Annotated in this window: 11 protein-coding genes; 9 read left to right on the forward strand and 2 right to left on the reverse strand. The window is 43.1% G+C overall.

Going from position 1 to position 11,454, the window contains the following annotated elements; translation table 11 throughout:
• The coding region (locus QZZ43_RS12895) for a CpsD/CapB family tyrosine-protein kinase (protein ID WP_291860015.1) at positions 1–758 on the forward strand (758 nt) is incomplete at its 5' end.
• A gap of 2 nt (positions 759–760) precedes the next feature.
• Here the strand turns inward: QZZ43_RS12895 and QZZ43_RS12900 are convergent.
• Positions 761–2,104, reverse strand: coding sequence for a type IX secretion system plug protein domain-containing protein (locus tag QZZ43_RS12900; RefSeq protein ID WP_291860019.1), 1,344 nt, complete (start codon positions 2,102–2,104; stop codon positions 761–763).
• Between the two features lie 88 nt (positions 2,105–2,192).
• Between QZZ43_RS12900 and QZZ43_RS12905 the strand changes: the two genes are divergently transcribed.
• The 8 genes from QZZ43_RS12905 to QZZ43_RS12940 all read left to right on the forward strand — a co-directional run bounded on the left by QZZ43_RS12905 (position 2,193) and on the right by QZZ43_RS12940 (position 10,799).
• Positions 2,193–3,542, forward strand: coding sequence for a Na(+)-translocating NADH-quinone reductase subunit A (locus tag QZZ43_RS12905; protein ID WP_291860021.1), 1,350 nt, complete (start codon positions 2,193–2,195; stop codon positions 3,540–3,542).
• A 39-nt stretch (positions 3,543–3,581) separates the two neighbouring features.
• A complete protein-coding gene (locus QZZ43_RS12910) occupies positions 3,582–4,742 on the forward strand; it encodes an NADH:ubiquinone reductase (Na(+)-transporting) subunit B (RefSeq protein WP_291860023.1) in 1,161 nt (386 codons plus the stop codon).
• Positions 4,743–4,753: 11 nt separating this feature from the next.
• The gene (nqrC, locus tag QZZ43_RS12915; protein WP_291860025.1) at positions 4,754–5,455 is read left to right on the forward strand and encodes an NADH:ubiquinone reductase (Na(+)-transporting) subunit C; all 702 of its coding nucleotides are present in this window, start codon (positions 4,754–4,756) and stop codon (positions 5,453–5,455) included.
• A gap of 12 nt (positions 5,456–5,467) precedes the next feature.
• Positions 5,468–6,130, forward strand: coding sequence for an NADH:ubiquinone reductase (Na(+)-transporting) subunit D (locus tag QZZ43_RS12920; protein WP_291860028.1), 663 nt, complete (start codon positions 5,468–5,470; stop codon positions 6,128–6,130).
• An 84-nt stretch (positions 6,131–6,214) separates the two neighbouring features.
• Positions 6,215–6,832 carry an NADH:ubiquinone reductase (Na(+)-transporting) subunit E gene (nqrE, locus tag QZZ43_RS12925; protein ID WP_291860030.1) on the forward strand — a complete coding sequence of 206 codons (618 nt, stop codon included), beginning with the start codon at positions 6,215–6,217 and terminating at the stop codon, positions 6,830–6,832.
• A gap of 15 nt (positions 6,833–6,847) precedes the next feature.
• Positions 6,848–8,107: an NADH:ubiquinone reductase (Na(+)-transporting) subunit F gene (gene nqrF, locus QZZ43_RS12930; RefSeq protein ID WP_291860032.1), complete on the forward strand. Its 1,260-nt coding sequence runs from the start codon at positions 6,848–6,850 to the stop codon at positions 8,105–8,107.
• Between the two features lie 233 nt (positions 8,108–8,340).
• Positions 8,341–9,699 carry a glycoside hydrolase family 140 protein gene (locus QZZ43_RS12935; protein ID WP_291860037.1) on the forward strand — a complete coding sequence of 453 codons (1,359 nt, stop codon included), beginning with the start codon at positions 8,341–8,343 and terminating at the stop codon, positions 9,697–9,699.
• Between the two features lie 86 nt (positions 9,700–9,785).
• Positions 9,786–10,799: an FAD:protein FMN transferase gene (locus QZZ43_RS12940; protein WP_291860040.1), complete on the forward strand. Its 1,014-nt coding sequence runs from the start codon at positions 9,786–9,788 to the stop codon at positions 10,797–10,799.
• 275 nt (positions 10,800–11,074) lie between these two features.
• Here the strand turns inward: QZZ43_RS12940 and QZZ43_RS12945 are convergent, their stop codons facing one another.
• The gene (locus tag QZZ43_RS12945) at positions 11,075–11,305 is read right to left on the reverse strand and encodes a hypothetical protein (RefSeq protein WP_291860041.1); all 231 of its coding nucleotides are present in this window, start codon (positions 11,303–11,305) and stop codon (positions 11,075–11,077) included.
• Between the last annotated feature and the right edge of the window lie 149 nt (positions 11,306–11,454).

Here is an 11,454-nt window from a genome sequence, read left to right on the forward strand (position 1 = left end):
ACTACACTTCCATACCTGTTTCAGCGCACATTGAACATTATCGGGCCGAAAAAAAACTTCCTGTGCTGGAATTCCCCAGGTCACCCCTGACGGAATCATTCAGGGCGCTGCGAACCAACATAGATTTTATGCTTGGCAAGAATGCCCAAAATTCAGTTATGGCCATTACTTCCTCTATTTCGGGAGAAGGGAAATCCTTTTGCTCGGCCAATCTTGGTGCCATCTTTGCGCTAACAGGAAAAAGAGTTCTGGTAGTCGGTATGGATTTACGCAAACCCCAGACACATACCGAATTCAACATCAACAACGCCAAAGGCTTGAGCAACATACTAATCGGCACCGAGAAAACGGAAGATACCCTTGTAGAATCAAGACTTCCTGGACTTTTTGTCATTCCTTCGGGTCCTATTCCTCCCAATCCGGCTGAATTATTACAAAGCGAAGAAATGAGTCGCTTCCTGAAAGAAATGCGCAGGCAATTTGATTTGATAATCCTCGACACTCCGCCTTTGGCCTTAGTCGCAGACACCTTACTGGTTACCGAGGAAGCAGACCTCAATTTATTCATCCTAAGGCAGGGCTATTCAAAAAAACAAGCCTTGACTTTCATCAATCACATGGTAGAATCGGGGAGAATTAAAAAAACAGGGCTATTGGTAAACGACGTTAAAATACTGACCGGATACAGTCCAGCCAATCGCTACGGTTATGGTTACGGCTATGGGCGTTTCAAAAACAGCGGATATTACGACGCCTGAAATCATGGATTCACAGAATTTACCACTTCTACACCCACCAACCGGTCATATCGTCCCCCGGCAGGTCTGAAATAAACCAATATCAGATAGTCATTTTCTGTACGCCCAAAACTACCCTCAACCGGCAAAACCGAACCTTTCTCCTCGTCCTCCTCCACAACGAGGTACTGATAATTGTAGTATCCCTGTTTCAACAGCAGGGTGTGGGTGTAAAGTTCCTTCTCAAAATCATATTTCATTTTGTTTTGGGGAGTCAGCAACCAGTTGGTCAGCCCCCCTGTCACATACACTTGCCGACCGCCAACAGGGGGCATCCAATTGAGTGAAAAATGGACAAAAACATAATCTGCAGAAACCTCAGGACCTTGTTGTTCCTGAACCTCAATATAATACCGTCCATTAAAATCTTTGTGATAAAAGTAGGGACTATCACCATTCGGTTGGTCGGTAAAAACATCCGCATGATAAAAAGGGTCATAAAAATTAATATCCGAAATATGATCCGACTGAAACCGCAGGCTTCGAAAATCCACCCATCGGAATTCATTTCCCCCTTCCATTATCACTTCGCGATTGTAATTAAAATCCATCCGATCGTTGCCAAAAAAAAGTGGAGGAATATTAGTAATTGCATTATCGGTCCGTCCATTTTGCATGAGCGTAACCGACACTTCGGTGGCCGGATCCATAATACTTAATCCGGGATAATTCACCACGAAATCAATCTCCTGATAATTATCTCTACCGGAGGATTGCATAGTGTATTTTATGTCTGCCTCAACAGAGACCCGCTGTTCATTCACCATAAATCGTTTTGACAGGATGGGATTCTCACGTTTGAAACCATCATAAACTTTAAGTAAATAATTGCCCGATAAGAGAATTTCAAGGTTTTCATTTGGAAAAACCAATTCGTAATGCACATAATCGAAGGTCGTATTAAAGGAGCGCCTGTAGTTTTCTATGGGAACCATCTGATCGCCTCTGGAATATTCTGTACGCATCAGAGCTGAGGGCTCCCAGTTTTTATCACACCTTTCGACGGAATAGTAGTAATTTTTTATTTCTGTACCCAACTCATCAAACGACAGAAACAATTTCTGGCCCGTTCCAAGTCCGATAACAGGATATGACATTGGCCATCCGTTGCGATGAAAGAGGACGGTCTTTATATTATCAGAAATTTTTTCCGGATTGTAAAAATCGCGAGAAACCTGTGACAACAAGGATGTGGACAACAAAAAATTGAAAACCAAAAAGGAAATAAAGAAAATTTTACGCAAACAAAAAGAACCAAAAGTCCGTAGAACTTGTTTGCTCAATGTGAAAAATAAATAAAAGCTCATTTTGAAGTGGTTTCAATGCCCATAAAAATGCTCTAAAGTAATAAATTTAACTATTTTTGCAGACAAATTCAAAAACCGTTTTTCAAACATGTCTGAGGTAATCAAAATAAAAAAAGGGTTGGACATTCGGCTCAAAGGCAAAGCAGATAATGTTTTTGGCCAGGCCCAACTACCCGATTTGTTTGCCATTAAACCCACCGACTTTCAAGGGGTGGTGCCAAAGATGGTAATCAAGGAAGGCGAGAAAGTAAAGGCTGGCTCGGTACTTTTTTACGACAAGTATCAGCCCGACGTGAAGTTTGTTTCGCCCGTGAGCGGTGAACTGAAAGCCGTGATTCGTGGTGAGCGCCGTAAAATTCTGGAAGTAGTTATAAAATCAGATGGCAATAACGAAAGCCTCGATTTTGGAACATCAGATATCGCCGGACTTGGACGTGATGCTGTAGTAAAAAGGCTGTTGGAAGCCGGCGCATGGCCCTATCTGCGTCAGCGACCCTACGACATCATTGCACGCATCGACGATACCCCGAAAGCCATCTTTATTTCCGGGTTTGACTCCGCTCCCCTTGCACCCGACTACGATTTCATTCTGACCGGTAAAGAGAAAGAATTTCAAGCCGGTGTTGACATCCTTAACAAACTGGCAGAACAGGTTCATATTGGCATCAATGACGAGGCTGCTTCGAAAGTTTACAACAACACCAAAGGCGTTAACATTCATCGCTTCAACGGTCCTCATCCGGCAGGTAATGTGGGTATTCAGATAGGTCAGGTAATGCCCCTTAACAAAGGGGACCTCATTTGGACCTTACAGCCTCAGGAAGTTGCAGCCATCGGAAAATTATTCACCACCGGAAAACCCGATTTTGAAAGAACCATTGTGGTTGCCGGCTCTGAAATAAAAAAACCTGTCTATTTTCATACCATTCTGGGTGCCGCTATTTCGCCTTATATTAAAAATAACTTAAACACTTCCGAGAACATTCGACTCATCAGTGGCAACGTGCTCACCGGTTCTCAAATCAGTGACGACGGTTATCTGGGTTTTTATCACTCCCAGTTTACGGCCATTCCCGAAGGAGACGAGTACGAATTTATGGGATGGGCTGCTCCTGGGTTCGGTAAATACAGCATTTCCCGTTCATTTTTCAGTTGGATGTGTCCGAAAAAAGAGTACCGTTTGAATGCCAATATGCATGGCGGCAAACGAGCCATTGTAGTTTCAGGCGAATACGAGAAGGTTTTGCCCATGGACATAATGGCCGAGCAGCTGTTTAAAGCCATTCTGGTTGAAGACATTGACAAAATGGAGCAACTGGGAATTTACGAACTGGCTGAGGAAGATGTTGCTTTGTGCGAATTCGTATGTACCTCGAAAATGAATTTACAGAAAATTCTTCGCGACGGAATAGATTTAATGATTAAGGAACTGGGATAACAGACTCCCGGCTTCATAACACAAAACAAATACTTTCGAATGAAGGCATTACGGAATTTTATAGATAATATCAAACCCCACTTTGAAAAAGGCGGGAAGTTTGAAAAATTGCACTCCACATTCGATGCATTCGAAACCCTGTTGTTTGTTCCCAACACAACCAACAAAAACGGGGTGCATGTGCGCGATGCTATGGACATGAAGCGTACCATGGCAATAGTTGTGCTTGCATTGGTTCCAGCGCTCCTCTTTGGCATCTGGAATGCAGGTTATCAACATTTTATGGCTACCGGCCAGGAGGCTGATTTCTGGCCCATGGTGCTACACGGCTTTTTAAAGGTATTCCCCATCATCATAGTTTCTTATGGAACTGGATTGGCCATTGAGTTTCTTTTTGCGCAATTGCGTGGTCATGAGGTCAATGAGGGCTTTTTGGTTTCCGGAATGCTGATTCCATTGGTGTTACCTGTTGACATCCCCTTGTGGATGGTTGCCGTAGCAACAGCCTTTGCAGTTGTCATCGGCAAGGAAGTTTTTGGTGGTACTGGAATGAACATCTGGAACCCCGCACTTCTGGCCAGAGCATTTCTGTTTTTTGCCTATCCGGCTCACATGTCGGGAGACACTATATGGATAAGCGGACTCACAAGCGGAGAAGGCATCGTTGACGGATACTCCGGTGCTACTGCGTTAGGAGCTGCTGTAACATCCGGCAATGTGGACAAGTTTTCCATTATGGATAGTTTTCTGGGCGTTATTCCCGGTTCCATTGGAGAAACATCCACACTGGCCATTCTAATTGGTGCAATCATACTGATTTATACCGGAATTGGAAGCTGGCGCATTATGCTTTCTGTTTTTGCAGGCGGTTTTCTGATGGCCCTTGGTTTTAACGCCATCGGTTCTACCCCGTTGATGCAGATTCCTGCCCTTCATCACATGGTTCTTGGCGGTTTTGCCTTTGGTGCCGTATTTATGGCCACCGATCCGGTTTCAGCCACCCGAACGGTCCGGGGAAAATACATTTATGGTTTTCTCATCGGCGTTCTGAGTATCATGATCAGGGTATTTAACCCGGCTTACCCCGAGGGAGTAATGCTGGCCATCCTGCTGATGAATACATTTGCACCGCTGATTGACCATTTTGTGGTAGAGAGCAATATAAAACGACGTCTGAAAAGAGCAAGTGTAAACGCATAACAATTGATAAAATGGACAGACAAGGAAATAAATATACTTTTCTTTATGCTTCGATAATGGTAATTGTAGTGGCTACGGTACTTGCGTTTGTTGCCGAGGCACTCAATCCCATTCAGAAGAAGAATGAAGAAGAGGCCAAAATGATAGACATTTTGAAATCGGTAGGCATAGAAAGCACCACCTCAAATGTTTCGGATAAGTTTAAAGAGTACATTGGAGAGAATGTCTATATCGTAAACTTTGAGGGGAATCGCCAGGATGTTAGCGCACAAGCGGCTTTCAATATCGACCTGGGCAAGGAGGTCAGAAAACCCCTTTCGGAAAGACAATATCCGGTTTTTGAGTGCCATCTCGAAAACGGCGAAGTAAAATACATACTTCCCGTCCGTGGGAAGGGCCTTTGGGGACCTATATGGGGTTATGTTGCCCTAAACGAGGACAAGAACACCATTTTTGGTGCCACATTCGACCACAAAGGGGAAACCCCGGGTTTGGGAGCCGAAATATCCACTGATGCTTTTCAGCAACAATTCAAGGGCAAAACCATCTTTGAAGATGGCGAACTGGTCTCGGTTAATGTTGTAAAAGGCGGAGTACCCGACGACGCTTCTCACGGAGTGGATGCCATTTCGGGTGGAACCATTACCAGTCAGGGCCTGGATGCCATGCTGAAAGATTACTTTAACGGCTACGAAGCATTTTTAAAAAAATAAAAAGAGAGAACCATGAGTAGTGAGAAAGAACCTTTGTTCTCATCGAAGAACCTGAAACTTATAACCGGACCACTCGGCTCACAAAACCCAATAACAGTGCAGGTACTGGGAATTTGTTCGGCGCTTGCGGTGACGGCAAAACTTGAACCTTCCATCGTGATGTCACTCTCGGTGATATTTGTGCTTGTTTTTTCAAACCTTATCATATCGCTTTTGCGAAACACCATCCCGTCCCGAATAAGAATCATTGTTCAGTTGACGGTAGTGGCATTTTTGGTGATCCTGGTGGACCAACTCCTGAAAGCCTTTGCTTATGAAGTTAGCAAGCAGCTTTCGGTATTTGTAGGATTGATTATTACCAACTGCATCATCATGGGACGCCTCGAAGCTTTTGCTTTGGGAAACAAACCCTGGCCTGCTGTCCTCGATGGTATTGGCAATGGAGCTGGCTACGGTCTCATTCTGGTAATTGTTGGTTTTGTTCGTGAACTTTTCGGAACGGGCAATCTCACCTTTCCGGGAATTGGAGAGGTTCAGATTGTCCCCGACATTGTTTATGAATGGGGATATGTGGACAACGGACTGATGATTTTGCCTCCCATGGCACTGATTACGGTTGGGATTATCATCTGGGTACAGCGTTCCAGGAATAAGGATTTGGTTGATATCAGCTAAGCAATCCTTTTCAAAAAGCAAGAGACAATATGGATTTCGGGAATCGAAATCTAAAAACAAGAAACAACAAATAATCACAGAGCAATGGAAAATCTGCTAAACATATTTGTTAAGTCCATTTTCATAGAGAACATGATTTTTGCCTATTTCCTGGGTATGTGTTCTTATCTTGCGGTATCCAAAACCGTAAAAACCTCATTTGGACTTGGGGTGGCAGTTGTATTTGTGCTGGGCATCACCGTTCCGGCCAACTACCTGCTGGAAAACTACGTATTGAAAGAAGGCGCACTGGCCTGGCTGGGCGAAGGTTTTGAAGATATCAACCTAAGTTTCCTCAGCTTTATCATGTTTATTGCCGTTATCGCCTCCATGGTTCAGCTGGTTGAGATGATTGTAGAAAAATTCGCGCCAACACTCTATACCTCTCTGGGTATCTTTCTGCCGTTGATTGCGGTAAACTGTGCCATCCTTGGAGGTTCACTTTTCATGCAGGAACGCGACTATGCCAATATTGGTGAAGCCTCCGTATTCGGACTTGGGTCAGGCATCGGCTGGCTACTAGCAATCGTAGGTATTGCTGCCATCCGTGAAAAAATTAAATATTCCGACGTTCCAGCTCCGCTGCGTGGTCTGGGGATCACCTTTATCATCACAGGACTGATGGGTATCGCATTTATGAGTTTCATGGGTATTCAACTTTAAAAAGAGCTCTCGAAAATGAATATATTAACAATTTCAATCCCGGTAATCATAACCAGCGCTGTTGTCTTTCTGACTGTTATCATCCTGCTGGTTTCGATACTGCTTTATGCCAAGAAAAAGCTGACACCATCAGGCAAGGTAACCCTTGATATCAACGAGGGTGAGAAAGAACTGGAAGTAGAAAGTGGTCAGACCCTTCTTACGGCATTGGGCAACAACAAAATATTTCTACCCTCAGCTTGTGGAGGTGGAGGAACATGCGCTATGTGCCGTTGCCAGGTACACGATGGTGCAGGCTCCATTTTGCCCACCGAAACCGGTTATTTTACGCGCAAAGAGCAGGCAGATGACTGGCGTTTGGCTTGTCAGGTAAAAGTTAAAGACAACATTAAGATGGAAATCCCACAGGAGATTCTGGGTATTCAGAAGTGGGAATGTACTGTGGTCTCAAACCACAACGTGGCCACCTTCATCAAGGAGTTTGTTGTACAGCTGCCTGAAGGAGAAACGCTGGATTTCAAATCGGGCGGATACATCCAGATTGACGTCCCCAAAATTGAGGTTGATTTCAAAGACATTGAAGTGGACGAAGATTTCCGGGGAGACTGGGAGAAATTCAACATGTTTGACCTGAAAATGAAAAACCCGGAGCCAACATTTCGTGCGTATTCTATGGCCAACCATCCCGCTGAGAACAACATCATAATGTTAAACATTCGTATTGCCACCCCTCCTTTCGACAGGGTTAACGGCGGATTCCAAAAAATTAACCCCGGAATTTGTTCATCCTTTATTTTCTCACGCAAACCCGGCGATAAAGTAACCATCTCCGGACCTTACGGTGAATTCTTTATCAAGGACACCAAGCGCGAGATGATGTTTATCGGTGGTGGTGCAGGAATGGCGCCCATGCGTTCTCATATTTTCCACCTTTTCCATACGGAAAAAACCGATCGTAAAGCTACGTTCTGGTATGGTGCACGTTCTAAACGAGAGATTTTCTATGAAGAGGATTTCCGCGAAATAGAGAATAGTTTCGATAACTTTGACTTTACCATTGCTCTTTCCGAGCCACTGCCGGAAGACAATTGGGAAGGTTCAACCGGATTCATTCACTCAGTGATCTTCGAAGAGTATCTGAGTAAACATGATGAACCGGAAGAGATTGAATACTATCTGTGCGGACCTCCGATGATGAATGCCGCGGTCAACAAAATGTTATACGACCTGGGTGTTCCCGACGAAATGATTGCATTTGACGATTTCGGATCATAATCCATAAAAAAAGCCCCGCCATTATGGACGGGGTTTTTTTTATGATTATTTTATGGATGTATTTTCAGCCAAAAAATGAGTATTCTATAGAATTATTCACTCCTATCCAAGTAAAAATTGACGTCGAAGGTGTCGTAGATTTTTTAAAATCATGTTTGGATTTACGGACAAACCAAAAAATAATCGGCCGAAATACCCGCAATCACTAAATCAGAAATCGAATAATCAGGCACATGAAAAGGACTTTAATTATCTTAATTCTGGGAATCTTTTTACAAGTCAAATCAAGCGGACAGGAACTCCCTCTGTTAAAAGTCTCTGAGAACAAACCATACATTGTTACCGAAGATGATGAGCCATTTCTTTGGTTAGGAGGTACTGCCTGGGAATTAATTCATCGGTTAAGCAAGGAAGAGATTGATATATACCTTTCCGATAGAGCCGACAAAGGATTTACGGTTATACAAACGGTTATTCTGGCCGAACTGAACGGATTAAATACCCCCAATGCTTACGGTGAAAAGCCCTTAATCAATAACGACCCGGAAAAACTAAATCCAGCCTATTTTGAACTGGTGGATTATACAATAAAAAAAGCTGAAGAGCTTGGTTTATATGTTGGGCTTTTGCCTACATGGGGAGATAAGTTTAACAAAGGATGGGGCGTTGGCCCTGTAATTTTCGATAAAGAAAATGCTGCTGTTTACGGCCAGAAACTCGCAAAAAGATATTTGTCCTGCAACAACATTATTTGGATATTGGGTGGTGACCGTGTCCCGGAAAATCAGGAACAATCCGACATCATTCGCTCCATGGCGAAAGGCATTCAAAGTGTCGATTCAATTCACCTGATAACTTACCATCCCAGTGGAGCAAAAAACGCCATCGATTTCTTTAACGAAGATTGGCTCGATTTAGATATGTTTCAAAGCGGCCACAGCCGACACGCGAAGGAGTACCATTATGTGCTTAAAGCAAGAAAAAAAGCACCGTTGAAACCAGTAATTAATGGTGAGGCAAGATATGAGAATATCGAAGACAGATTTTGGGAAAATAAAGATCATGGTTGGTTAGACGATGCCGACGTGAGAGTTTCTGCCTATTGGAGTATGCTAACCGGTGCTGCCGGATATGCCTACGGATGTAACGACATCTGGCAGATGTATGAAATAAATAGAGACCCCGTTTTACAGGCTCGCACCGGTTGGAAGACCTCGCTCAGCCTGCCGGGATCTATGCACATGAAGTATCTTAAAGAACTTTTTGAAATGTTTTCCTGGCAAAACATGGTTTATGAGCCTGCATTAATTGTGAGTGAGAACAAAGAGGATGATTCATATATTATTGCTTCAGTTAGTAAAGCCAAAGATTTTATTTTAGCCTATACGCCAACCGGAAAACCGTTTTCCCTAAATACCTCCGGAATACAATCCGAAACGGTGTTCAGTTATTGGTTTAATCCACGAAGCGGAAAACTAAAGTACATTGGGGAAGATAAAGTAACCGCGGCCATGGAATACAAACCCTGGGCGGATGGCCGGGGAAGTGATTTTTTATTAATTGTTACTGATAAAAAAATTAACCGGGAATAGTTATACTTTTGTATCATCCGACAAGCAAACGAAATTCAACAAACACCGGCGATCATCCCTCACCGAATAAACAAGACGCTGAACAAATGAAAATTTCCACATTAATGCTGACACTGGTTGGCGCAACAATACTGATATTTAGCTCCTGTACTTCAAAAGCCTCCTGGGTGAAGAATCAGGGACAGGTATTTGGCACCTACTATCATTTGGTTTATGAAAGCCCCGACGGGACAGATCTCCACAAAGATGTAATGCAGGCTCTTGACTCCGTGAATAAGTCCCTTTCGACCTACGACAGCACTTCAGTCATTTCGATGCTCAATCAGTCAGATTCCGGCACAAAAACAGACCCACATTTCCGAAAGGTTTATCTGGCAGCCAAAGAGATAAATATTGCCACCGATGGCGCGTTCGACATGACCATCGCACCACTTGTCAACGCCTGGGGGTTTGGGTTTACCAACAAACAGGATATAACCTCTTCCTTAATTGATTCCTTAACGCAACTGGTCGGGATGAATTATCTGGAACTCAAGAACGATTCAATTCTGAAGCACCGCAAAGGGGTTATGCTGGATGCATCTGCCATTGCCAAAGGCTACGGAGTGGATGTGGCAGCACAAATACTGGCCCGGCATGGATGCCAAAACTTTTTAGTGGAAATAGGCGGTGAAATCGTCTGTGAGGGACTTAATGTCAAAGGAGAACTATGGCGAATCGGGATTGATAAACCCTTTGATGACCCAATTGCATCAAATCGGGAACTTCAGTTTATTATTGAACTATCGGGAAAAGCATTGGCGACAAGCGGAAATTACCGACAATTTTATATTGACAAAAATACAGGTAAAAAATATGCCCATACCATCGATCCTGTTTCAGGGATGCCTGTAGATCACTCGCTTCTGAGCGCATCCATTATTGCCAATGACTGCATGACTGCCGATGCATACGCTACAGCTTGTATGGTTTTGGGGGTTGAAAAAAGCATGGAATTAATGGAAAAACATCCCGAAATGGAAGGATGCTTCATTTTCAGTACAAAAGAAGGAATGAAAGTTTCCCGAACAAAAGGATTTGACAAATACGCTACTGAATAATCCGGAAAACTTCCACTCCTTCTATCGTGAGACAAATATTAATTTTCTCTCTACTTTAAAAACCTGTCCAAAATACATATCTTTAAGCTGCTGCAAGTCTTGTTTATGCCCGACTTTGGCAGGTGAGCCAAAAAACAAGGCTGTTTTTAGAGTGAAAGCTGCCAAAGCCTTGATTTTTTTTCCTGCTTTTTTGTATCAAGAAAAAAAGCAGATCAGTGTTTAAGGGATGAAATCCCTTTTAGAAGACGTTTTTGACACTATTGACTACTTTAAAACTACCTGGGAACTTCTGTCTGACAGCTGTCAGCAGACGAATGACATCCACATGAACCGCCACTACAGGTTCTCAGCGTTGCGTCTTTTTTGAAAAAACTTTTTACGGCAAGACCGGCAAAAGCCAATCCTACAAAAAGGATAGCCAGTCCAATCACAATCAAAATATTACTCATAAGTTCCTCCTCGTTCTTAATATATACAAAGGTAACAATTCTGATTTTCGGATGCAAATATCTTGTTTAGTAAAATATTTTAAAGTTTTGTGTCTGAAGATAATACTCCTTTAGTTTTTTCAACACCCTGCAAGCTAGTTGTTTGAAATCAAAGGTGTTTGTTTGTTAATGCTCAGTATATCAAGACTGTACGAAGCATCTTTCAT

The organism is Marinilabilia sp., assembly GCF_016278715.1.
Taxonomy (GTDB): Bacteria; Bacteroidota; Bacteroidia; order Bacteroidales; family Marinilabiliaceae; genus Marinilabilia.